Consider the following 24,018-nt stretch of genomic DNA (forward strand, 5'->3'; position numbering starts at 1 on the left):
GGTGTCGAAGATTGATCTCTTCTCCACAGCCTTCGGCTGTCCCCAACGGGGAGCCAGCCGTGACCAGATGGTCAGGGCTGGCTGGAGAAAATTCTCTGACAGAGAATTTTCAACTCGCCCCGCGGCGGATCAACCCATTGCCCCGCCGTGCTCGAAGTTCTTACGAACTTCTCACATCTCATCCCTTCGGGATTCAACGGCTCGAAGAACCTGATGGTTCTTCTCGACCTCCTTCGTCGGTCCTCGCAGAGGCCCTGAGGCGGGGAACTCTCTCAAATCCGTTTTTAACAATTTTCATGGTTCCGGAGTAAATCCGATTGGTTCATGTCTGTTTCTAAAAAAGGATGTGGTATCTTCCGGCACGCAGAAGAGATCAGTTCCGCTATCTTATGGTGAAGAGCCCCGGCAGTACTTCTCCTGTTCCAGCATACAATCGACCAGCACCAGCGCGAGCATCGCCTCGGCAACGGGGAGGATCCGGGGGACGATGCAGGGGTCGTGCCGCCCCCTGATCGAGATCGTCGCGTCGTTCCCGTGAATGTCGGTCGTCCGCTGGGGCTTTGCGATCGAGGGGGTCGGTTTTACCGCGATGCGCACGACGATCTCCTGCCCCGTGGAGATCCCGCCAAGGATCCCGCCCGCATGGTTGCTCGTAAAACCCGCCCGGGTGATCGGGTCGTTGTTCTCGCTCCCGGATTTCCGGGCCACGGAGAACCCGTCGCCGATCTCGACCCCTTTCACCGCCCCGATGCCCATCATGGCACCGGCGATCTGCGCGTCCAGCTTGCCGAAGACCGGGTCGCCGAGCCCCGGGGGACAGCCGGCAGCGGTGATCTCCGCGATGCCCCCTACCGAATCCCCGGCCTGTTTCGCGGCAAGGATCTCCTGTTCGATCCCCTCCGCACCCGACCTGCCGTGTACCTCGAGAATCTTCCCTGAGATCCGTATCCCCCTGCTGCCAAGGAGTTTCATGGCAACCGCGCCGGCAGCCACGCGCCCGACTGTCTCCCGCCCGGAACTCCGGCCCCCGCCCCGGTGGTCCCGGATGCCATACTTCTGCAGGTAGGTGAAGTCGGCATGGCCCGGGCGGAACAGGGACCGCAGTTCTTCGTAATCCTTCGACTGCTCATCCTCGTTCTTCACGACAAGGGCGATGGGAGTCCCGGTCGTCGTTCGTTCAAAAATACCGGAGACGATGCTGACGGTATCAGTTTCCCGCCTCGCGGAGACCAGCGGGGAGGTGCCCGGGCGGCGCCGGTCGAGGAACGGCTGGATATCGCTCTCAGCCAGCGGGGTTCCCGGGGGGCACCCGTCGATGATGACACCGACTGCGGCACCGTGGCTCTCGCCAAACGTGGTGATACGGAAATTCCTGCCAAAGGTATTCATGTGAGATACTTCCTGATGGTCTCCGACGGGACATCGATCCCGAAGAAGAGGTAGAACTGCTCTCTCGCCTGCTCGATAAACATCTCGGTACCGCTGATGGTCCTGCAGCCCTTCCGCTGCGCCGCTTCGAGCAGCGGCGTGAGCGGCGGGGTATAGACCAGGTCAAAGACCGTCAGCTCCGGGTAGAGCTGCTCCTCGTTCAGCGGGCTCCCCGTGTCCGGCGCCATCCCCAGCGGGGTCGCGTTCACGACAAGGTCAGGCCGCAGGTCGTCGAACGAGTCCCACCCGGCCCAGCGGCACCCGGCCCGTTCTGCAAGATCTTTTGCCTTCTGCGGGGTACGGTTCAGGACGGTGGTGTCCATCCCGAGGTCCACGAGTGCATAGGCCGCGGCCGCGGCGGCCCCGCCCGCACCGAGCAGGACGGCCCTTGCCCCTTTCAGGGAGACCAGCGGCTTTCGTATGCCGAGCCAGTCGGTGTTATGCCCGATAGCCGACCCGCAGGCAAAGACCACCGTGTTCACCGCGCCGATCGGCCGTGCGGCATGTTCGTCGATCTCGTCGAGGCAGGTCATCACGTCCTGCTTGAACGGGATGGTCACCGAGAGCCCTTTCACGTCAAGGTTCCGGGCGAGCCGCATTATTTTTCCGATATCCGGGTCCTCGAACCAGGTGTACTGGCAGTTGAGCCCGAACCGGCTGAAGAGGGCGTTGAAGAGGTACGGCCCCCTGCTGTGGGCGCAGGGGTACCCGGCAACCCCGAGCACCCGTGTCAGGGGGTCGTCCGGCGGGTCGTCCAGGACCTGTTCGAGCCGGCGCATCGACGGCCCCGGGATCCGTCCTCCCCGGAAAAAGGCAAGGGCTTCTTTCCGTGAAGCCGCGGCCGGGACCCCGTCCCGCAGGAGAGCGCTGATCGTTCCGGCAGCATCGGCCGGCGTGGTCCCGCTCGTATCGATGCAGAGGTCGGCAGAGGCGTAATACCGGTGCCTGCGCCGGTCCATTATCTCGGCGATCTCTTCCCTCAGGGGGAGGCCGGTGAGCGGAGGGCGGGGGGCGTTTTCGAGCCTCTTCTCGATGGTGTCGATATCCGCAAAGAGGAGGACCATGACGCTGTCCCGCCGGAGGCGTTCCATGTTGGCCGGGTCCACGACCGCCCCGCCACCGGTACTGACCACGGCATCTGCGGGCGGGAGGGAGGCGATGACCTCGCGCTCGATGTTCCGGAAGCGTTCCTCGCCGTCCTCGTGGAAGATGTCCGGGATGGAGCGGCCGGTCGCAAGCTCGATGAGGGAGTCCGTGTCGAAGAACTGCACCGTGTTCTGCAGGGCGAGGATCTTCCCGATCTCGGTCTTTCCGGTGCCCCGGAACCCGGTCAGTACGATCCTCCTCACGGGATGACCCCGCTCAGGCTCTCCCAGAATCCCGGGAACGATTTGTTGACGCATTCGGCATTCGTGATGGTGATCCCCCCGATCCCGAGCCCGAGCACCGCGAAGGACATCGCCATGCGGTGGTCATTGGCCGGGTCGATGACGCCCCCGTGAAGGACCGAGGGGCGGATGGTGATGCGGTCGCCGCCGACGTCCACCCTGCCCCCGAGGGCCCGGAGCCGTTCAGCTGTACCGGAAATACGGTCGCTCTCCTTGAACTTCAAATGACCGATGCCGCTGATAGCCGTGGGTGTTGTTGCGGTCGCTGCGACCATGCAGAGCGTCTGCACGGTATCGGGAGACGATGACATGTCGATGGTTATTCCCCGGAGCTCCCCGGTCCGTTCTACGGAAACGGCGTTCCCCGAATACGTCACCGTGCACCCCATCTCCTGAAGCGCCGGGAGGAACCTGCGGTCGCCCTGCACGGAGTCCGGGACAAGGTTATGTACCGTAACTTTCCCTCCGCAGATCGCGGCAAGGGCAAAGAAGTAGGAGGCAGACGAATAGTCGCCCTCGACTGCATAGGTTCGCCCGGCGTACCGGTTCCGGGTGCTGACCGTGAACTGTTCATATCCTTCACGGGCGACCCGAGCGCCGAAACCTTCCATGACGCCCAGGGTGATATCGAGGTAGGACGCCGATGCCGGGGGAGAGGGGATCCGGATCTCCACCTCTGTCTCCGCGTAGGGGGCCGCTATCAGGATCGACGAGATGAACTGGCTGCTCACCGAGCCGTCGATGCTGACCCTTCCGCCCCGGAGACGGCCGCTCACTTCGAGAGGGGGATAGCCGCTCCTTTGTAAGAATTTTACGGAACCCCCGATGGATGAGAGCGCTTCCGCGAGAGGCCCGATCGGCCGTTCCTGCATGCGGGCGCTCCCCGTGAGGGTCAGCGGGTAGCGGCAGAGCAGGGCGAGGGATGCCATGAGGCGGAGGCTCGTGCCGGAATTGGCGAGCCCAAGGGTTACCGGTCCGGCCGCAGGCAGTGCGCCGTCACACCCGTGGAGGACGATCCGGCCGGTCTCCTGCCGGGCGTCGACACCCAGTTTCTGAAGAGCGGCCAGCGTGAGGAGGGTGTCCTCCGATTCGAGCGGGTCCGTGACCGTTGTCGTGCCGGAACCGAGCGCCCCGGCAACCAGCGCCCGGTGCGTGAAACTTTTTGACGGCGGTGCCGTGAATTCCAGGTCCACGCTTCCGCTCCGCGGGAGGGTGATGTTCATGGCGGGACCCCGATCTTCCGGTAACAGCCGAGCTCCTTGACCGTGGTGATCCCCCGGAGCTCCTCAAGGGCGTCGGCAGTACGGGGCGACCAGGCATAATCGAGGAAGAAGACGTAGTTCCCGATGCCCCGCCTTGACGGTCTCGACTCGATCCGGGTCAGGTTGATCCCCCGGGAAGCGAAGGCCTCAAGGAGGTCGTGGAGCAGCCCGGCCCGGTCCGTGCTCGGGTCGATGAAGATGCTGCATTTTTCCGGGTGGTCATCGCCGGCAGGAGTTGGGGAGATCCGGACAAACCGCGTCGTGTTCGAGAGGTTGTTCTCGGTGTCCGGGACGATGACCGGGATCCGGTAGAGCGCGGCTGCAGAGGCCGAGAGTATCGCACCGGCATTGGGCGTCTTCTTTGCCTCGAGGGCGCTGGAGGCGTTGCTGCTGGTATGGATGACCGGGACTCCCCACTTCTCGATATATTCGCTGCACTGCTCGTGGGTCTGGGGGTGGGCGTAGATCACCCGGATCTTCTCCAGCGGGACGAGCGACGCGAGGTTGTGGTGGACCGGCATGTACATCTCGGCCGTGATGAAGAGGGGGTAGCGGGAGAGGCCGTCGAGGGTCTCCCCGACGCTGCCTGCCTCGGAATTCTCCATGGGCACGATCCCGTCCCCTTCCCCGCGCGCGACCGCATCCATGATCCGGTGGATGGTCGGGAGGAGGGTGACGGTCCCGGAGTAGCCCATCTTCAGGGTGAGCTCGTGGGAGAAGGTCCCTTCCGGCCCCAGCGTTATGATGGTCATCGGTTCACCATGCACTCGATGAGGGCATCGGTGATCGCCTGCCCCTCGTCGCAGTATGCGCCGAGGTGCCGGCTGTCCTGCTCGAAGAACTGCCGGAAGAGTGCGGGATCGCGGGAACCGACAATGGACGAGAGCTCGGCAGCTGAATCCCGGCAGGCCGCCAGGACATCGGGCACGAACGGGTTCTGTTGGAGGATGTCGGCATAGAGCGCCGGGTCCTGGGAGAGGAGCCTGCCGACCAGCGAGAGCTCGATCTGGTAGACCGGGCTGGTAAACGTCAGGGTCTTTTCGATATCCACCCCGAGCCTGCGGACGGTGTCCGCCATGCAGAGCGTGACAAAATGGGTCAGGCCCTGGACGACGGCCATCATCCGGTCATGCTCCTCCGGTGACGTGAGGGTGCATTCCGCTCCTTCCGCCCGGAAGACGGACAGGAGCCCGGTGAGTTCTCCCTTGGATGCACGGGCCGGGCAGACGATGATGGTCTGGTGGTGGAGCGAACTGACCGTGGGCCCGAACATCGGGTGCAGCCCGATGACGTCCGCCTTCGACTTCAGCATGGCCTCCACCGGCTTCACCTTGAGGGACGTGAAGTCGCAGAGGAGCTGGCCGGGAGAGAGGAGCGGGGCTATTTCGTCGATCACCCTGACCGTGTCATGGATGGGGACCGAGACGATGACGAGCTCGCAGCGTTCTGCCAGCTGTTCGTTGGTCAGTGCGGTGGTTCTTCCTGAGACGAGGACCTCGTACCCCGCGCGTTCGAAGACGGGAGTAAAGAGCCTGCCCATCCTGCCGGTCCCGCCGATGATGCCTGCCTTCATGGTCATTTCTCGCGGATAGTCTCTTTGACGGCCATCCCGAAATGCCTGCCGCCCTCGAGTATGCAGCCCATGATCCTGTCCCCGGTCGCGAGGTTCACGACCGAGATCGCCTTCCCGTCCTCGCCAACGAGGCGGATGGTCTCGGCGTTCTGGAGGATCAGGCTCACCTTTGCTGTTCCTGCTTCGGCCTCGACGAGGAGGAGGGGGCGGCGCTCGATCTTGGTCCGCCCGATGATCGCCGTATGGGCTGAACCCTTCGCATCGGAGACGAGGACCTGGCCGCCGATTGCAAGGTCGGCAAGGTACGCGGTCTTCCCGTCCGGCATGAGGATGTAGGCGTGCACTGCCCCGGCGTTCACCCGGAACGGGCGCGGGGCCACGTACGGGTTCTCGAGGGTCTCGGCGTGCACGAGGAGCATGGCCGAGGAGGTGTTCCCCATCAGCATGCCTTCCCCGTCGGCGAGCATGGAGCAGGTGTCCACGCACACCCGGTCGCCCATGCCGACCTGCCGGATCTTCGTGACGGTGAACGGGACGAGACCGACCTTACTGGTCGAACCCTTCACCAGCGACGCCACCGATCGTACCATGGCGGGGTCGCTTGTCTTCAGGAGGATGCCGTACACCCCTTTTTCAAGCACGTGGAGGGCGAGTTCCGCTTCCTTCACGTTCTTTACCGTCGCGATGATCTGGTCGGACTGGGCGACAAGGTTCTCGAGCGGGATGACGGTCCAGTCGCTCGTGGTGACGATAACCTTCTTTCCTTTGCCTATTCTGGCAGCGGTGTTCTCGCTCTCCTTGTCGGTGATGGTGCACTCCGCGATATCGGTCCCGGGCTTCAGGTCCCCGTCGGGGGCGATGGTCGTGATCCTCCCGAGCCTCCGGACGTCCTCCGCCCGCTCGACGACCAGCGCATCGGCACCGCTCTCGATGGCCGTGGTCGCGACCTCCTTGTTCCAGGGGCGGACGTCGACCCAGAACTGCTTCATCTCTTCTTCCCCAGCGCCTTCTCCGGGTCGATATCGTCATGGACCACCTGGCAGAGCGCCTTGACAAATCCCTTCGTGTCCTCGCGCTGGAAGGCGTTCCTCCCCACGCAGACCCCTGCCCCGCCGACCGAGACCGCGTCCCGGATGATCTTCAGGGACTCGAGGTCGCCGGTCTTCTCGCCGCCGGCAATGAAGACCGGCACCGAGCAGGCCTTCACAATTCTCCTGAATGCTTCGGGGTCGCCGGGGTAGTTGGTCTTGATCATATCCGCGCCCAGCTCTTCCGCTACCCGGACCGCATGCCCGACTGACTGGGGCGAGAAGGAATCGATCCCCTTACCCCGCGGGTAGATCATGGTGAGGAGCGGCATGCCCCAACGGGTGCAGTCCCTGGCAACACTGGCACCGATCTCCAGCATCTTCGACTCGTTGGGCGAGCCGAGGTTGATGTGGATCGAGACCGCGTCGGCCCCGAGGGCGATCGCTTCCTCCACCGTGCAGACCTGCACCTTGTCGTTCGGGTCCGGGTTGAGGGACGTGCTCCCCGAGAGATGGATGAACAGGCCGATGTCGCGGCCATGGCGGCGGTGCCCGCGCTTGACGAGTCCCTTGTGGAGCACGATGGCGTTCGCGCCCCCGTCGCTCACGTCCGTGATCACCTTCGTCATATCCAGGAGGCCTTCAATCTGTCCCATCGAGAACCCGTGGTCCATCGGTACGATAACCGACCGGTTCGTGTTCCGGTTTATGATCCTCTCGATCCTGATGTCCTTTCCGATCATGATCTCACCTTCAGTATTTCCAGCGCTTCTTCAACGCTCTTGTTCTTGTGCACGATACAGGCCGCGGCCTTCACGAAGAGCGCCGGCGTGCGGTGCTGGAAGGCATTCCGCCCGATGGAGATCCCGGCGGCCCCCCCGGCCATCGCCCCTTCTATCAGCTCAAGGGTTGTGCGGTCATCAGTCTTGGAACCTCCGGCCACCACGACCGGCACCGGGCAGCCCCTTGTTACCTCGCGGAAGGACTCCGGGTCGCCGGTGTACACTGTCTTGACGATGTCCGCCCCCAGCTCCGCCGCCACCCGGGCGGCGAGCTTCACCTGCTCGAGGTCGTTCTCCTTCTTGATGTTCTTGCCCCTCGGGTACATCATGGCGAGGAGCGGCATGCCCCATTCCATGCATTCCACCGCTACGTTCCCGAGGTCCTGGAGCATCGCCGCTTCCGACTCAGCCCCGATGTTCACGTGCATCGATACCCCGTCCGCCCCCATCTTCAGGGCGTTCGTCACCGAGTTCACGAGGACCTTGCTGTTCGGGTCCGGCCCGAGCATCGTGCTCGCCGACAGGTGGAGGATCAGCCCCACATCCCGCCCGCTCTGGCGGTGGCCGTGGAGGGCGAGCCCCACGTGGCCGATCACCGCGTTCGCCCCGCCCTCCGCCACCAGGTTCACGGCCTGCGACAGGTCGATCAGCCCCGGGATCGGGCCGTTCGTGACCCCGTGGTCCATCGGCACGATGACCGTCTTCCTCGTGTTCCGGTCCATGATTCTTTCCAGACGAATTTCCTTTCCTCTCATAACAATGACAACAACCTCCCCCTGCATTCACACACGAATGATTGTGCAAACCAGAGGGCTTACTCAATACCAGGAATAAAACCGGTAATAAAAGCTAAAAGAGCCAAAGAAGCGATACGCGGACGTACCTGCGTTCATGACAATCCCAGAAACGATCTCGCTGATGCAACGGGCGGGCGCTCTAGAGATAAAGACATTCACGGGCGAAAAGACCCTCATGAATGCGGTGGCACTCGTCCTGCATGGTTATTTAGTATTCAAGTATTGGTATTTAAGTCTGTGTGCTAATGGTTAGCATGAAGGGAGAAGTGACGTTCGGATCTTAAGCTTGACCATATTTTAGCATTTTGGCATTTTGGAAATTCTCGCTAAAAAGGGATCAAATTCTTATATTGTTTAATTACAATTTTGTGTATGTCATCAATAGCCGACATTAATCTCACTTATATGATGTTGGCATTTTTTTCTGGTGCAATAATTGCATTAATTACGATATGGACAAGAAGTAACCTTTTAAGAGTTGCTGCATTTTTAATTGGAATAATTCCAATTTTCTATGTTTTATTCGCACAGATTCCATCACCATCGTTTAATGTAACCGTTGAACAGACCGTTGATCGAATTACTAATTTATTGAATGTTTTCATCGACATCGTTTTACCTTATTTAATAGGAGCTGCATTGAGTAATGCTGGATCTCAATTTATATTTGGAATCTCGCGAAATTTTAAATAAAATTTTTATTTCTCCATCTGTGATAGTGGTTGTTGATATGTTAAAAAAATCAAGAGGAGTATGAGAACCAATGTTGATAAAATTGGAGTTGAATACAACTCTGTAGGTCCTTGAGAAATTACTAATTCGATTGATCCAATTTCCAATATTACCATTAAAAGGACAATCTGAAGATATTTTTTTGTTTTTGAATCCATCTAAGCACCTTTACCCTTCGAATAGACACCAGCAAGAGCTCCAAATGAAAGTAAAAATGCCTGTCCGATAAATTGAGTATTTGCAGGTTCCCAATGAAGGTAAATGCCGATTACCCAGACTATAAGACAAAGGATGGTTAACCAAAAAATTTTATTTTCTAATGTATCCACAAAGCCCATTATTAAATCCTTCTTTTGTATTGAACCTCTAAAAAAGTTTTGTAATTTGGAAGTCAAGAGCATGATACGATTACTGCAACATAAGTTCGACGATATCTTTTCCAAGCCCCTGGGCGTTAAATGCATTAATTCTATATTTTTTGGAAGATTCTATGTTGATATTTGGGGCGGAAATAGTACATTACCCAAAATTTTTTATTTAAAATATATTTTTCAATAACCTGAATACCTGGGAGATAATATTCGTTTCCTTTCAGCATTATCGATTTGATATTGTGGTTCGAAAACGTATCCGAAAAGCGATGTTTTCGCATACACAGCAGATCCAATTTCTTTGAGGGGTTCTCCTTGAAATAAAAGATTTGTGCAATAATCTTTTTCAAACCCGGATTTTATTATCTCGATATCGACAAGCATGGGAATTGTTTCTTTTTGATTGAGAAAAAGGAGAAATAAAGCTCCCAAAGCATCAAGAGTTGTTTTCAAAGTTGCTCTTTTATGATTTTCAAACCGATCATGCTTTATCTTCAAATAATCATTCCACCAATTCAATGTCCCTAATTCACTCCATTCTTTATAAGGGTAAATTGTTGTATAATTCTTTATTTCGAATATAGTTTTTTTTGAGAGATTATACCTCCCATTGAAAATATCACGATATACCTTCATATTTCGAGGAGCGTCGGGATCTCGGATTTTCGTGATACCTTTAAAATCATCCAAGGATTTGCATTCGATTGCATTTTTAAAAAAAGAATCTACGCTGCTACCAACATTATTTAGTAAATTTGCGAGTTTGTATGACCAAACACTATAGTGTTCTTCAGATAATGGAATGTAATCAATACAATCAAGAAATTCATTTTCTAAGGACTGATATGTTTCCCATACGAGTTCAGGCCTTTCACGCATTTCTCTCACCATTAAGAATAAATTCTATGTCTTGAGCATATTTCCGATATACTTGTTGATCTGATGTTCATCGTCTATCCCAAGAACTTCAGCATATCCATCCCTTCTTGTGTCATCAGTATTTTACCTCTTCGGTCAGGTGGAATAAGATCGATAAATTTCCATTCTCGATATAATGGATCAATGCACCGTCTTTGAAGAGCAAGGAAACGAGCAACGTTCTCATGTTTGACCTTTTTTTTGGATAATTCGAGAAGGCCGCGAGAGGTGAGCTCTTTCTTTAACTCAGTTTTTGTAATTTTTTCATTCTTTGGTCCGCATAAATCATTCACAACACTGAGTACTTCAATCAGATAGTCAGTGGGTCGGTTCATTGGATAATTCGAAAGTGTATGAATCTCTTTGCATCCGAAGGACATGGGATAGAGATCTTCAGGTAATGATGCATATCTTTCAGGTTCGGAATAATATGGTGTCAACTTGAAAGCAATATCTTTGAAAATCATACAGGCCATCATACCTGCGATAGAATGAATTTTTGTTCCTGTCGAGACATTGACAAAAATCTGATTTGATTTTTCTGCTTCAATGATCTCACGGAATGCACGAAGTACATCGTAAAGATCTCGGTTGTTAAAATCGCAATGTTTTACCTCAACCTCACATTTTCGTTTCAGGTTGTTGATCTCTTCAATAACTTTATCAAAATACAGTTTTCCCTTGTCCTTCTTTGGATCCCGTTCGGTCAATATCCAAACCCTGTCTGCTTCCAGTTCTTTAAGAGGTAAGACTACACGGTCGATCTCGAAACCGACAGGAGTGATGTGGACTCTTCGAGGGTATGGAATCTTCTTCATGGTCAGATGTCCATTTTATTATCTTTATTAACTTAATTTTCGTTAATAGAGATATATCTTCCTTTAAACAGAAACTTTACTACGTATCGCATAGATGTGAGGATCATGAGAGAATAATCAATATTTATGGGGTGATACCCTGAGGAATATAATAAACGAGAACGGTTTTTTTGAAGAAGAATATGGCGCATCTGAAAATACAGCACTGGCAAACCCCTTGAAATACGCCAATCGTAAACCTACAAAAGACCTTTTTGTGGTAGTAAAAATCGATGAGCCATTAACTTATGAGCCATGGAGGGAGGTAAATTGCGCCGGAGTAGTAGTCAAAGCACAGGATCTCCTTTCACCTTCAGGTCAACGGACCAACAAATTTTTTGATCGCATCAAAAAGGCCGGTGGGATACATGAATACTTCGGATGCGATATCGATGTAATTCTCTCGTCGATTATGCCTGATAAGATGCTCGAAGGTTTTTCAGTTCAGTCCTATGCTGATATGATTGATGCACTTCAGCCGGATTCTTACTATACGCCCGATGGTGAAACATATCTTGGAGAAGAATGGCTGTCTCAACTTGAAATCAACCGGGTGTCCGCTGACGCTCGCTACTTGATACGATCATTCCCAAATATCAAGCCAATCGGGTTAGTGAAAGGCTGTAATATTCATCAGATCGATGACCATACGAACTACCTTCGAAGGTCGGGGATATCTCATTTGGTATTCCATACCGGCGATTATCTCTGACGGGGTTCATCAGCCGCAATAGAACAGGCAATATTCTTTGCCAGTTCCATTCGTAAAAAGGCCCCGTATCTACTTGTAAACGGACTTGGCTCAATGAGTTCGTTGAAAAATTTTAATTTTGCTGATGGGATCGTAACTCAAAATCACTTCGTCGAAGCGTTTTATGGTCAGTTTTGCGATCCGGATCTGAACAATGGAGAAAAAAGAGCTGTGTCGAGGATTGATATAATGAACAATTTACGGAATATCGAAAGAAAAATGTTAGCTATTCGTCTGCAAAAAAGTCTGTCTGATTGGATAATCACAGAAGGAGAATCGAGTATTGGACAACCAGTAAAATCTGATGGATCGATAGATCCAAGAGGTGGTGTTTGAATGGGCGGGGGAATACGCGGAGCGCGAGAGTCATTCGCCATCCGCCGTTATGAGTCAGATGCGTTGTTAAAACACAAGCCGCAGAAATCGATTGATGATTATGGGCAGACAAAGCCGCGGGTATTCATCAGTTTTCATATTGATGATGAGAATCAGGTAAACCTTTTACGGCATCAGGCAAAGAATTCCGATCAACTTGAGTTTATCGATTATTCAGTAAAGGAACCCTTTGATGATAAGTGGAAGACGCGATGTAACGATAGAATCAATCAGAGTACTGTTGTAGTTGTAGCTATCGGTGAAAAGACACATGAAAGAGAGGCCGTGAACTGGGAGATCCGAAAAGCACACGAGCTGGGGAAACCTGTAATCGGGATGCGGATACACAGTGATAAAAACCATAAGATTCCTCCTGCAATGGAGGAATATGGAGACCGGGTTGTTCCCTGGAATCTAGATTCAATCCAATCTGAAATTGATAGAGCAAGGAATGACGGATAGATGGAGTCAGTACCTGTGTCTGAACAAGTAATGCGCCAGTATGAAATCCTCGTTAATAGCTCCATCCAGGTTACCATTTGGAGACAATCTGCGAACAATTTTTATCTTTCTGTCAATACCGCACTTTTAGCCCTTGCTGCATATCTGTATAGTTTTTCATCAGCGACCGGTATTGTCATTGGGGTAATCGGCCTCGCGACGACAGCTCTCTGGCACGAAACGATTCAATACTATAGATCATTGAATAAAGCAAAATTTTCAGTAATCGCCGAGCTGGAAAAACAATTACCAGTTCCCATGTTTCAACTTGAAGATGAGCGCTTTGTTAAGGAAGACCGGAAGAAGGCAACATGGATTGAGAGTAAAATTTCAATCCTCTTCGGTATTGCATATATATTGATCATTATCGTCCATATTTACCGAATCATAACACCGTGAAATGGAGGGTGAAGAATTGATAAGTGAATCTGGATATTGGGAAGCAAAGAAACAGATTGCGGCTCTTGAACAAAGCTATGCCAAGAAAGCAGTGAGATCAGGAACAGAGCATGATCAAAGAAAGTACTGGGGATACTGCGATGGAATGAAAAAATGCTTACAAGTTCTTGAACAATATGTAGAAGAAAAATCTGAATAATGTCTCAATTTTTTCATTAGCACAATAAATTCGGAGGATTACACCTTTATGGCAATCCAAGAATTGATCCCAATTTCCTGTATCCAACAACTCGGATTTTGTGAATACAGTGTATTTTTAAAATATATTCAAGTGGTTGAAACAGAACCTACGGAACAGATGAAAATAGGGAAGAAAGTCCATGAAAAATTATATGAGGAATTTCTTGTTAAGGCTAAACCCTCCACGGTAAAACAAATGATCAAAAAATCAAGAAAATCAAAAATGTTATCAAGAGAATTGTATGTAAAAAGTGCTAATTTCGGCATCCATGGATCTATCGATGAAATTCGATTTTCACCAAATAATTTTTTAATTATTGATGACAAGCCCGGAACTAGGATATTTCAATCGAATATTAATCAAGTTTATGCGTACTGCCTAACCTTTAACGATTATATCTCTTCATTAAAAATTAAAGATGAAATCCGACCAATAATTGCCGCTCTTCGAGAAAGAGATACCCAAAAAATAATTTGGAAATCACCTTTTAATGAGGACGCTCAAAAGTCCATCGTGAATGAAATTAATCGAATGCATTCTATGATTGAAGGAAAAGTGCCGTTTTTACCTACCAACAATCAAAATAAATGCCATAACTGTAGTATACGTGACGTGTGCGATAAATTCTCATAAGATACCGTTTGATCAATGATTTCTCTATGTAAAATACTTCCACGCCTTCTCATTCCCATTTTTGCGAAAACCGATCTCGAAGACGCCCCGTTCGCTCCAAATCCATGGTTAATATCTCCGGATTTCCCTCCCCGGAAAATTTATTCAGCCAAGCCCATTTCCTTTGATGACTTCATACATTATGTCAAAGGGAGACACCACGACTGAGAGTAGGACCGAACAATAAAATGAAAACGGATTCCCCGCCGAATAGTTCAAGTGAATCTATGAAAACTCACCTACATAAATTCTATATATAGAAATAAAGTTTATAGTAATTGATGGTAGGGGAATTTTATGAGTCCGGAATTAGTTTTTACAGAAAAATTTTATGAAAAACTCAGGAGTAAATATTTATCAAATCTTAAAAATGGAGAAATGGAATGGAAAGAAGAACATCCAATTTTACAAAAATTGTTTCCAATTTTACAAAAAAATATCTCGTCACGATATTCTATAATTGAACCCATAAATGTTGGAGGTAATGGGATTATCTTAAAAATTAAAGATGAGAATTTGAAAGTTTTTCGCGCATTAAAGATGCCTCGACCAAAACCTACAAAAATAGAGGTTTTTTCAGAAATCATCAAGGAAGAAGTTGCACATTTACTAGAAATCCGACACCCTAATGTTATTGAGATCTATTTTCATGAAAAAATAATAGATGAAACAGGATCATTCCCTCCAATTCCGTTTTATGTCATGGAGTTTATTACCGATGCAAGAGATGGCTTTGAATATTTTTCAGAATGTCCTAGAACATTAGAGGAAATACTCCATATGTTTAAACAAATAATTGATGGAATTGATCACCTCCATGATCATTTTCTCGTTCATCTTGATATTAAATTGGAAAATATGTTAATATCTTCAGATGGTCGTGCCGTCCTTTCAGATTTAGGATCAACTAGGCATTTAAAAGAGGGTGCAGAGGAAATTATTTTTCCTTTAACTGAAAGTTATGCACATCCTGAACTTCTTGCCAAAATATTACCAACTCCAAGTCCTTTCCCGGAACCAAATCGAGTAAAAATAAAGTTTAAGCGATCTGACCTCAAGCCAATTTACGATTTGTATGCCCTAGGAAAAAATATTTCGCGAATATTCAAATTTCATGAACCTATTAAATATAAAGGCCTAGATTTCTATAGCAGAAAATATCTGGAATTATTATCAGCTCGACTTTTAGATGGCAGAAACTCTTTAAATGAAACTGCTCTTGGATTACCAATAACTGCTTTTAAAGATCTCAAATATAACAATATTAAAGAAGTAAAAATTGATCTCAGAAAAATTACCGGGGAATATATTCTTCATACAATCATTCCCGAAATTAATGAGCATGGAATACAAACAATTCAGACATCTAGTTTGTCAGTAACGGTTTTTACTCCCCGTTTAAGTAAAATTGTTGAAAATTCTGCATTTCGAAGGTTAAGTGACATCACTCAATTAGGTTTTATAAATCTAATTTATCCAACTGCGACTCATTCACGTCTCGAACATGTATTAGGAACATATAGTAATATGGTACGTTATTGTGATGCACTATTTCATGATCCAGTTAACCCTTTATTTAAACAGATTATGACCGAGGATGATTTAAAAGCTGCATTTTTAGCGGCTCTTCTTCATGATCTTGGTCAATATCCTCTTGCACATGATTTTGAGGAAGCTGAACTCGAACTCTTCTCTCATAAAACAATTACCCTTGAAATGTTAAGGGGAGACGTATCTTCACCATCTCTACAAAAATTGCGTGATGTGATTAATAATGATTGGGGGATTTCTCCACAAAAAGTAATAGACATTATCGATGCGAATCCAGAAGATCATGATAGCCCTATTAAGGAGAGAATTCTTAATACGCTGCTTGATAGCCCGATAGATGCGGATAAACTTGATTATCTAGTACGCGATTCAATAAATCTAAATATACCTTACGGAAAAGCCATTGATTACGAACGATTGTTACGAGTTTTAACAGTAATTTTCGAAGATCTACACGGTAAAGTATACATTTCATTGGGGATTCATGAAAAAGGTAGAGTTCCTGCCGAAACAATCGCGTTTGTACGATATGCGATGTTTGGTTCAGTTTATTGGCACCACACTTCAAGAGTGTTAAAAGTAATGTTACATCGAGCAATATGGGAGGGTCTATTGACAAATGATAACTCTGCAAAACGAAAAAAGTATAAAAAGGATTTTTATGACTTCATTTATGAAAATATAAGTGAAAAACAATTAAAATTAGATGAAACTCAAGAATTAACGAAATTAAATCCTACACAACTATCCTCTTCAGATAAAAAAATGATCGAATGGGTAGCAAAACATACAACTCCGACAGGTTTTAAATTATTGCAAATGTTAGTTAATCGGGATAAATACAAAAGAATTCTTGTTATAAGTAATAGAAAAAATCCCGCTATGTGGGACGATCTTATTAAATTCCGTAATACCAGATATGAAGGATGGAAGAAATGGAAAAATTTAGTCAAATTCCAGGAGGCAGTTCAAAAAAATATAATCGAATCAATTAGAAATATTGACGATACTCAAAGAATCTCTTCAGTATTAAGCCCATCTAAAATAAGTGATGTTATTCGATTAGATGAACAAGGGGTAGCAATAATTCTAGTTGACATTCCTGAAAAAAGAAAAACTAATGTGACAAAAATGAAATATTTACCAGAAGCATTTCGTCATGAAATGATCGAACAATGGAAAACTCCCACCCCTCTTGAAGATTCAGAAATTTGGAACCGATTAAATAATTCATTTTTGGAATCCGTCGGGAAAATAAGAGTATTTTGCCATCCAGATGTAAGTGAAACAATAAATGCAGCTATATCAATGGAAGGATTGGAAAAAATTCTTAACCGTTCGATGAGATTTGTTGAAAGTATGGATTAGGGCAGGGAAGATCTATCCCCTCCCCTCAATTCGTGAACCCCCCTGGCCAATTGAGTACGTGAGGGGTACCCCCTCCGCGGGTTCCAGGTACCCATCCGGCACCATCCCAAAAAGGGGTTTCTTTCACTTGCCCCCTCCCAAACCCCATCCACGCCTGAGATCGCCCGCCCAAATACACCCAAATAGCGTCTCATAGTTTCAGACGTAAAAATGACTAGAAATACATGAATTAATGCCTCATTTTCCGAAATTACTGTCTCTGTTTCCGGAATAACAGGGAATCGGAGCCCTTACTGGGGTTATTTCGGAGGTACTCTATACTATGAGTTTCTCTGATGTCCGATAAATCATCAAACCCGGGAGGATAAGTAAAAACCCTCAGGTCTCACCGACGTAAAATCTCGCCCCTCCTTCCAGGACGGTCAGGAAACCCATCCGGTTCCAGAAAATATGTAGTGGCAGGCTAAAACCCGTCCCCCATCCGGTTTCGCTGTCCAAATGCTGCTACTTATTACCTCATGATTTCCGACGTAAAAATGACAAAAAATGCATGAATTATTACCGTATTTTTCAGAATTATTACGTCTGGTTCCGGAAAAACAGGGAATCGGAGCCCGCATGGGGGTTATTTTGGAGGTACTCTCACGGACTGTCAAGGCTGTGAGAGGAAAAGAAGAACTCGTCAGGGTCCTTCGAACTACTCCCTAATCCCATATACCGGTGTCTGGTGAAGTCCCTGCGGAGCGACAAAGTTCCAGATCGGAACAAGTGTTAAAAGCCGGGGGTGGCCGCTCCGGGATCTATTCACATCCACATGTATTCGATTCATTCTCACCAGGCACCACTATAGTTATCGGCGGACAAAGGGATAAAATTTGTTAAACATCTATCAAACATCCTGATACGTATTCTATTCCTTGTTCAATTAATGTATAATCTCGTGAGTTTTGTGACACGGGGGAGCGTGAGAAGGAAAGTGATCAAGGGCCTTCTTCGTCCAACCACCACAACGGAACTTGCGAAGATGATTGGTGTCGACCGGGCTGCGGTAAACCGTACCATCCACGCAATGGAGAAAGTGGGACTCGTGGAATGCCTGACGCCGGATGAAAATAGGGACCGGTATTACCGGACAACCGAGACCGGGAAGAAGGTTATTGCGATTATCGAGGGAATGGGGAAATAGTTTTTTCCGGACTCTGGTTTAACCATTATTAGCAGTTATCATAATCCATGGACTTGTTTGAGTAAAAATTATTACTTGAGCATTTTTTAGCAAATCTTCAATTAGATTGGGATTTACTAAAACCTCTACTTGATTCGGTTCAAGTAAGAATGTGTTAATACAGATATTTTCATTATAATTTCTTACATCAATGAATGCACTACCATCAAATTTCCCGCCTTCGTAGTGTTTTCCATGTTTTGGCTTTTCTAATATATCTTTTGAAATAGTCATATTCGATAATTGCTCAAAACCCTTAAAATTGGATAATTTTTGCCTAACACCCATGATTCCGTGTACAGTTGAGTGCATCTCACCGCTTACATGGCGAGAAAACTTCGCATCCACTTCAGGATGGATATAACCAAAATAAAAATCCCCTTTATTGCCATGAGTAATAAAAAATATCTCCCTTATAACCTTCCCATCAGTTGCAAATATTTTAAATTTCAATTCTGTCATTTTTAATCACCATTCTCTATTTCCAACTTTTTGTTTATAGTCGATAAATACGCTGCAGGATCTCGACTACGTCATCTGGGATCTCGATCGGTGTAACTGAGAAATCTAGAGTATTGAACACCGAGAAAACTTTGAAAGAAAACAGGAATTCTTATATAAATAACTTTCTATCTCATTAAATTCGGGTTCTATATTCAAGGTGTTTGCACGCAATAGCGACAACAGCCTATCAATCCCCCTTTTCTCTGTTTAAATATTATAGGCTCCTTATCGTGATATTTCTTGATGTAATTTATAAGGGCGATCAATCCCCAAACTACCGTAATGGAACCTGAAATTAAACTGATCAACGTTGGGGGATCCATAAATGATTCCCTATATCATCTGTAACTATAAAGGTTTTTTCTGCAACTAAAAGGACACGATGTCATTTTACACCACACCTACCCCTATCAGCACATGAGGGGGCCCCCGACGATCTCGCATTGACCTGGAACCCCCGTCGGCTCACCCGCTCATGTCCCCGGCCGGTCCCGGGCTGGCCGCCGCATAATCTCCTTCTCCCGCTCGATCTCGTCAGCCAGTTCCCGTTCGCTTGGCAGGTAGAGTTTATACCGCGATGCAAAGAGCTGGCGGCTCTCGTGCAGCACCGAATACCGGACAACAGTCTCGTCCTTCTCCGTGCAGAGGATGATCCCGATCGTGGGACCGTCTCCTTCCGTTTTCATCCGGTCTTCGAACAACCGCACGTACATGTCCATCTGCCCGATGTCCTGGTGCGTCAGCCTGCCGGTCTTCAGGTCAATGAGCACGAAACACTTCAGGATATAGTGGTAAAATACGAGATCGATGAAGAACTCGGATGTCTCCGTGCTGATCCGGTACTGGCGGCCGACAAAGGAGAACCCTTTTCCCAGTTCGAGGAGGAACTGCCGGAGCTTGTCGATCAGTGCCTGCTCAAGGTCCCGCTCGAAAAACCCGGATGAAGCACGGATATCCAGAAACTCGAGCACGTAGGGGTCCCGGATAAATTCTTCCGGCTGCCGCGGGGAGGACCTGGATCGCTTCGGGTTTTTCCGGCTGGCAGCTTCCCCCGCCCGGCTCGCGAGCAGCCGTTCGTATGACAGGGAATCGATCTGGCGTTCGAGTGTCCTGACGGTCCAGTTCTGGCTGACGGTCTCCCGGATATAATACCCGCGGGCATCCGGGTCCTCCACCCGCATCAGGTGGCGGTAATGCGACCAGCTCAATTCGCTACACACTGTGTAGCAGATCTCCTCTCCGGGAATTTCCCCTTCGCAGGACCCTTTATGAAAAACCAGGTAAAACTGCCGGAAATTCTTCAGGTTTGCTGCAGAGAAACCCCGGCCGAACTCAGCAGTCAGCCGTTTTGCAAGGCCCTCAAGGAGGAACGCACCGTAACCGGCCCGGCTCCTGCCGGCCTGCTCTTCTTCAACAATGAGTCGCCCGATATGCCAGTACGCCTCGACCATGGCACGGTTGACCGACCGGTATGCCTGTGTCCGTGCTGAATGAATGACTGTCCTGAGTGCCTGGTATAACGGATCAGGTACGGCAATTCCGGATTTCATTAACTCATCCTCTCATGATATCCTCTCGTTCAGTACCCCGTAAAAACGGGAGGCATGCACCGGGAAAGTGTTAGTACCACGCCAGACCGGCAAACGGGATGGGGAAGACGGGTGGGTTTTCCGGAAGGATGACCGGCACCCGTAAACCCCCCGGCCCGGCCACAGCCCCTCCGCCGGCATCGATCGCTCCCCCGGATGCGTGTGTCCGGACCATTTTGTTGGCGCCAACAAATTGGTCCGGGTTCCTGCAGCGCAACATTTCACACAATTCTAAAAAAAAGATACAGGATTTCACGGAGCGGGAACTTTTTTCCTTCGTTCCATGATGCTTTTGATGATCTTATCCGGAGGGGGTATACGGAGATAGGGGGACCTCACACGAGAGTGATTTCCCCCTCCCCACTCTCCGCAGGGAGGTTGACACGATTTGAAAAAAACGGGGGGTCAGATACAAGAGATATGGTTCCGGGGAGTAACCGGCGGAAACGCTCCGTCGTCTTCTGGCGCAGCATCCGGCTAGTCAACCGGTGCAGCCGATAAGACCGGACAGAACACCTACCCGGCCGGGGTTTACATGGTTACCGCCGAGTCCTGGCTTTACGGCATGTATGATAACTATCTCAAAGGCGGCACAGCATACACCGGCAAGACGGTCAGCCAGCCCGTAACAGTCGTGATCCGGTACCCGCCCCCCCGGTGATTCCGGAGACTTCAAAAAATTTTTTTAGTGTACCCATTTTTTTAAAAGGGTCAGTGGGTATTTGTGACTTACTGTATCTGAAATCTTCATCATCACAGAATACAAAGACTTCGTCCATGGCTGCTATCATGGATACAATTCTCTACCTTGCGGCAGGAATTTGTGCTGCCGTTGTTGTCCATTTTGTTTTCTTCTTCCTCAAAAAAAAGTCAGAGAAGACAGAGAATTTGATGGATGATTTATTGGTGCACTCGCTTGGCGCACCGCTGACACTCCTCGCATTTTTTATTCCATTCTTTTTTGCGATCCAGCATTTGATCGATATCTACCCCCAGTACGAATGGATTCTGAATGAGAACTTACTCCATTCCGGATACATTGTTGTCGGAACGTGGATTGCTGCAACGTTTCTGGACGATTTCCTGCGGACCTATGGAAAGGCCTGGGCCGAGACGACCGAAACTGACATTGATGACCAGATCGTGGATATCCTTCAGAAAATCGGGAAGTACGTAATCTGGTTCGCCGGCATCGTCTGGATCCTGACACTGTACAATATCAATGTCACGCCGCTCATTGCCGGAGCGGGGATCATCGGCATAGCGATTGCCCTTGCCGCCCAGGACCTCATTTCCAATTTCTTCGGGGGTGCAGTCATCATCACCGACCAGCCTTTCAAGGTGGGGGACCGTGTGCTGATCAACGATATCCTTGGGGACGTGATCCATATCGGACCCCGCAGCACCCGGATCATTACGCTCGATTCCGATGTCGTGACCATCCCCAATACCAAGATAGCAACAAGTGTTATCCATAATTACTCGCTGCCAAACCCGCAGGTCCGTATCCAGATTCCGGTTACCGTTTCGAACTCAGAGGATATTCCCCGGATCAAACATGTGCTTGGCGATATCTGTAATGAGGCAGTGAAGAACCGGGATGATATAATCGCTCACGATCGCGTCCCGACAGTATATCTTATGGGGATGAACAAGTCATCGATGACATTCCAGATCACCGTTTTTGCCGCTGGATTTTCGTTCAGCAATGACATTCAGGATTACATGAACAGCCAGATTATCGAACGGTTCAGGAAAGAGGGAATCCTCCTCTCCTGATTATTCATTGCAGAGTGCCACCATGAATGTTCCTGTTCCGGACAATAGTCAAACGGCATGCGATGACCGGCTTAAGGCTGGGCCGTTACGCGGAGACCCGGCCAGCCCCGGGTTTCGGAGGTGACGGGTGGGGCCCGGGCCCGGGAAGAGCAACCCGGGATTTTTCCGGCCCGCTCATTTTATCCGGCTAAAAAAGGAGATCTAATACCCGCTCTTCACGATGGGGACAGCCCCGATATCGAGATACCGGCCCCCGTCCCGGGTATACTTCGGCCAGGTGACATTCATCCCACCGTTCGGGTTCCCGGTCTTTGCGAACCGGGTCCAGAGATCCACGAGATTGTCAGAGACCGAGTCCGTCACCGGATCCGGTCGTTTCGGGACCTTAAACAGTAAGACAGCTTCGCTCCCGTGGAACGCCCCATAAGGCTGACCGGGCAAGACATAGGAGTACCGGTACAGGTACGTGCTCGTATTCAGGTCTGCCATCGATCCCGCTACAAACTTCGCAGCGTCTTTAAATTCGTAGTCCGTCAAGATCTGTTCGAGGCGGATCTGGACCTCTGCGGTTGAATTAGCAGGATACTTTGCGAGAACCGTATCTGCATCCTTCCCGAACCGGTTCTGGACGAGTGTTTTGTATTCCGGAACGGTCATGTTCGCATCCGCAGCAAGTGTGGCCCCTTCATCGCTGTTCGTCCCGATGATAAGGGGAACCGGGTTCTCACGGTGGAGACGGTACAGGGTATCCGGGGAGTCGGGGATCAGCCACCCGTCAATCACGGGCTTGAACCGGAGGGTATGCACGAGCCAGAACGACGATGACGGCCACGGTGTTGCATTAACCAGATCCCCGGAACTCACATTTCGCATCTGCCGGATTGCATCCGGGCCCTGGTATCCAAGGCTTTTTGCGTACTCTTCCCCCCACTGTTCAGCTTTTACTTTTGGATCGACAATGCTCGCGATACTCCCATTCGTCCACAGCGGACCGCTCTCGACAATAGCCTGCCGGTAAAGCCCCGTGCTTGCCGGGCTGACAAGATGTATGAGGGTGCTTGCTGCTCCTGCCGACTCCCCGAATACAGTCACCCGGGACGGGTCACCGCCGAACTGTCCGATATTACGCTGGACCCACTGCAGAGCAGCAATCTGGTCGAGGAGCCCGTAATTGCCTGAGACATTATACGGGGACTCGTTATCGAGCTGGGGATGGGCGAGGAACCCGAGAGCGCCAACCCGGTAATTGGTCGTAACGACAATAACTCCTTTCTGTGCGAGAGCTGTGCCGTTATACAGCGGCATATTTCCGGCTATCGTTCCAAATGCCCCGCCATGGAAAAAGACCATGACCGGCAATTTCTCGTCAGCACTCTTTGCAGGCGTCCAGACATTGAGATACAGGCAGTCTTCGCTCATATTCAGGGTGGGATCTACAGCAGCCGGCTGAGGACAAGCCGTTGAGTATAATTTCGTTTCCTTCACACCGCTCCAGGGCTGTACTGGCGCGGGCGGTCTCCACCGCAGGTCTCCGGTCGGGGGAGCTGCGAACGGGATGCCGGTGTAAACCCGGAGACTGCCCTGCTGTAATCCTGAAACCGAGCCGGCGTCCGTCTTGACAACTATGTCATCTGTTTTCACAAGACCGGCATCAGGTCCCTTCTGGGTACATCCTGCCAGGAAAGAAAATCCGATAAGGATTAGGCAGATTACCAGAACACTACTTGTTACTTTACACGATTGCATACGATTTCATCCCTCTCTGCTTTCAGACAAAAAGTGCCAGGGTTCCGCTGAATGGCAGATTGTTAAGGGACCCGCTTTCTCTTTGTCATCTGGATCAGACCAGAGAACTTTTGTGAATATTACGCTACAATATTTTTAACGCTATGTATCTGCCATTTTCTTAGCCTCCCTTCCTTTCTGG

At 49.9% G+C, this 24,018-nt stretch carries 26 protein-coding genes; 11 read left to right on the forward strand and 15 right to left on the reverse strand.

The window, feature by feature from the left end:
- Nucleotides 1–387: 387 nt before the first annotated feature.
- From ABSB80_RS11100 to ABSB80_RS11135, 8 genes are read right to left on the reverse strand one after another with little or no spacing between them, the layout of a single operon-like run.
- Complete coding sequence (locus ABSB80_RS11100) at nt 388–1,389, reverse strand: chorismate synthase (protein WP_428370685.1); 1,002 nt, start codon at nt 1,387–1,389, stop codon at nt 388–390.
- Nucleotides 1,386–2,777, reverse strand: a complete 1,392-nt coding sequence (aroE, locus tag ABSB80_RS11105; protein WP_428370686.1) for a shikimate dehydrogenase — start codon at nt 2,775–2,777, stop codon at nt 1,386–1,388. Before aroE ends, ABSB80_RS11100 begins: the two co-directional genes overlap by 4 nt.
- On the reverse strand, nt 2,774–4,039 hold the full coding sequence (gene aroA, locus ABSB80_RS11110; protein WP_428370687.1) for a 3-phosphoshikimate 1-carboxyvinyltransferase: 1,266 nt from the start codon (nt 4,037–4,039) through the stop codon (nt 2,774–2,776). The genes aroE and aroA overlap by 4 nt, the downstream gene beginning before the upstream one ends.
- On the reverse strand, nt 4,036–4,830 hold the full coding sequence (locus ABSB80_RS11115; RefSeq protein WP_428370688.1) for a prephenate dehydratase: 795 nt from the start codon (nt 4,828–4,830) through the stop codon (nt 4,036–4,038). Before ABSB80_RS11115 ends, aroA begins: the two co-directional genes overlap by 4 nt.
- Entirely contained in the window at nt 4,827–5,651 is an 825-nt protein-coding gene (locus ABSB80_RS11120; protein WP_428370689.1) for a prephenate dehydrogenase/arogenate dehydrogenase family protein, read from the reverse strand. The genes ABSB80_RS11115 and ABSB80_RS11120 overlap by 4 nt, the downstream gene beginning before the upstream one ends.
- Before the next feature lie 2 nt (nt 5,652–5,653).
- Nucleotides 5,654–6,640 (reverse strand): 3-dehydroquinate synthase II, encoded by a 987-nt coding sequence (locus ABSB80_RS11125; RefSeq protein WP_428370690.1) that lies wholly within the window; start codon nt 6,638–6,640, stop codon nt 5,654–5,656.
- Nucleotides 6,637–7,422 (reverse strand): 2-amino-3,7-dideoxy-D-threo-hept-6-ulosonate synthase, encoded by a 786-nt coding sequence (locus tag ABSB80_RS11130; RefSeq protein ID WP_428370691.1) that lies wholly within the window; start codon nt 7,420–7,422, stop codon nt 6,637–6,639. Before ABSB80_RS11130 ends, ABSB80_RS11125 begins: the two co-directional genes overlap by 4 nt.
- The gene (locus ABSB80_RS11135; RefSeq protein WP_428370692.1) at nt 7,419–8,216 is read right to left on the reverse strand and encodes a 2-amino-3,7-dideoxy-D-threo-hept-6-ulosonate synthase; all 798 of its coding nucleotides are present in this window, start codon (nt 8,214–8,216) and stop codon (nt 7,419–7,421) included. The genes ABSB80_RS11130 and ABSB80_RS11135 overlap by 4 nt, the downstream gene beginning before the upstream one ends.
- 414 nt (nt 8,217–8,630) lie before the next feature.
- Between ABSB80_RS11135 and ABSB80_RS11140 the strand changes: the two genes are divergently transcribed.
- Nucleotides 8,631–8,951 carry a hypothetical protein gene (locus ABSB80_RS11140; RefSeq protein WP_428370693.1) on the forward strand — a complete coding sequence of 107 codons (321 nt, stop codon included), beginning with the start codon at nt 8,631–8,633 and terminating at the stop codon, nt 8,949–8,951.
- 5 nt (nt 8,952–8,956) lie between these two features.
- On the opposite strand, the gene ABSB80_RS11145 is transcribed toward ABSB80_RS11140, so the two are convergent.
- The 3 genes from ABSB80_RS11145 to ABSB80_RS11155 form a co-directional block, all read right to left on the reverse strand.
- Nucleotides 8,957–9,148 carry a hypothetical protein gene (locus tag ABSB80_RS11145; RefSeq protein WP_428370694.1) on the reverse strand — a complete coding sequence of 64 codons (192 nt, stop codon included), beginning with the start codon at nt 9,146–9,148 and terminating at the stop codon, nt 8,957–8,959.
- A gap of 393 nt (nt 9,149–9,541) precedes the next feature.
- On the reverse strand, nt 9,542–10,252 hold the full coding sequence (locus ABSB80_RS11150) for a hypothetical protein (protein WP_428370695.1): 711 nt from the start codon (nt 10,250–10,252) through the stop codon (nt 9,542–9,544).
- A gap of 62 nt (nt 10,253–10,314) precedes the next feature.
- A complete protein-coding gene (locus tag ABSB80_RS11155; RefSeq protein WP_428370696.1) occupies nt 10,315–11,097 on the reverse strand; it encodes an HFX_2341 family transcriptional regulator domain-containing protein in 783 nt (260 codons plus the stop codon).
- A gap of 217 nt (nt 11,098–11,314) precedes the next feature.
- Between ABSB80_RS11155 and ABSB80_RS11160 the strand changes: the two genes are divergently transcribed.
- From ABSB80_RS11160 to ABSB80_RS11195, 8 genes are all read left to right on the forward strand, one after another.
- Nucleotides 11,315–11,848: a hypothetical protein gene (locus ABSB80_RS11160; protein WP_428370697.1), complete on the forward strand. Its 534-nt coding sequence runs from the start codon at nt 11,315–11,317 to the stop codon at nt 11,846–11,848.
- 93 nt (nt 11,849–11,941) lie between these two features.
- Nucleotides 11,942–12,223: a hypothetical protein gene (locus tag ABSB80_RS11165; RefSeq protein ID WP_428370698.1), complete on the forward strand. Its 282-nt coding sequence runs from the start codon at nt 11,942–11,944 to the stop codon at nt 12,221–12,223.
- Entirely contained in the window at nt 12,224–12,724 is a 501-nt protein-coding gene (locus tag ABSB80_RS11170; protein WP_428370699.1) for a TIR domain-containing protein, read from the forward strand.
- Nucleotides 12,725–13,162, forward strand: a complete 438-nt coding sequence (locus ABSB80_RS11175) for a RipA family octameric membrane protein (protein ID WP_428370700.1) — start codon at nt 12,725–12,727, stop codon at nt 13,160–13,162.
- A gap of 1 nt (nt 13,163) precedes the next feature.
- A complete protein-coding gene (locus ABSB80_RS11180; protein WP_428370701.1) occupies nt 13,164–13,361 on the forward strand; it encodes a hypothetical protein in 198 nt (65 codons plus the stop codon).
- A gap of 48 nt (nt 13,362–13,409) precedes the next feature.
- Nucleotides 13,410–14,036: a CRISPR-associated protein Cas4 gene (locus tag ABSB80_RS11185; protein WP_428370702.1), complete on the forward strand. Its 627-nt coding sequence runs from the start codon at nt 13,410–13,412 to the stop codon at nt 14,034–14,036.
- Nucleotides 14,037–14,372: 336 nt separating this feature from the next.
- Nucleotides 14,373–16,994: a protein kinase domain-containing protein gene (locus ABSB80_RS11190; protein WP_428370703.1), complete on the forward strand. Its 2,622-nt coding sequence runs from the start codon at nt 14,373–14,375 to the stop codon at nt 16,992–16,994.
- Between the two features lie 928 nt (nt 16,995–17,922).
- The gene (locus ABSB80_RS11195; RefSeq protein ID WP_428370704.1) at nt 17,923–18,180 is read left to right on the forward strand and encodes a MarR family transcriptional regulator; all 258 of its coding nucleotides are present in this window, start codon (nt 17,923–17,925) and stop codon (nt 18,178–18,180) included.
- An 18-nt stretch (nt 18,181–18,198) separates the two neighbouring features.
- On the opposite strand, the gene ABSB80_RS11200 is transcribed toward ABSB80_RS11195, so the two are convergent.
- From ABSB80_RS11200 to ABSB80_RS11210, 3 genes are all read right to left on the reverse strand, one after another.
- Nucleotides 18,199–18,681 carry a hypothetical protein gene (locus ABSB80_RS11200; RefSeq protein ID WP_428370705.1) on the reverse strand — a complete coding sequence of 161 codons (483 nt, stop codon included), beginning with the start codon at nt 18,679–18,681 and terminating at the stop codon, nt 18,199–18,201.
- Between the two features lie 515 nt (nt 18,682–19,196).
- The gene (locus ABSB80_RS11205; RefSeq protein ID WP_428370706.1) at nt 19,197–20,273 is read right to left on the reverse strand and encodes a PDDEXK nuclease domain-containing protein; all 1,077 of its coding nucleotides are present in this window, start codon (nt 20,271–20,273) and stop codon (nt 19,197–19,199) included.
- 70 nt (nt 20,274–20,343) lie between these two features.
- The gene (locus ABSB80_RS11210) at nt 20,344–20,487 is read right to left on the reverse strand and encodes a hypothetical protein (protein ID WP_428370707.1); all 144 of its coding nucleotides are present in this window, start codon (nt 20,485–20,487) and stop codon (nt 20,344–20,346) included.
- 360 nt (nt 20,488–20,847) lie between these two features.
- Between ABSB80_RS11210 and ABSB80_RS11215 the strand changes: the two genes are divergently transcribed.
- Both ABSB80_RS11215 and ABSB80_RS11220 read left to right on the forward strand, forming a co-directional pair.
- Complete coding sequence (locus tag ABSB80_RS11215) at nt 20,848–20,973, forward strand: hypothetical protein (protein WP_428370708.1); 126 nt, start codon at nt 20,848–20,850, stop codon at nt 20,971–20,973.
- 116 nt (nt 20,974–21,089) lie between these two features.
- Complete coding sequence (locus tag ABSB80_RS11220; protein WP_428370709.1) at nt 21,090–22,091, forward strand: mechanosensitive ion channel family protein; 1,002 nt, start codon at nt 21,090–21,092, stop codon at nt 22,089–22,091.
- A gap of 201 nt (nt 22,092–22,292) precedes the next feature.
- Here ABSB80_RS11220 and ABSB80_RS11225 read toward each other — a convergent pair whose 3' ends face one another.
- A complete protein-coding gene (locus ABSB80_RS11225) occupies nt 22,293–23,732 on the reverse strand; it encodes a carboxylesterase/lipase family protein (protein ID WP_428370710.1) in 1,440 nt (479 codons plus the stop codon).
- Nucleotides 23,733–24,018 lie beyond the last annotated feature (286 nt).

This window comes from Methanoregula sp. (genome assembly GCF_050010295.1).
Taxonomy (GTDB): Archaea; Halobacteriota; Methanomicrobia; order Methanomicrobiales; family Methanospirillaceae; genus Methanoregula.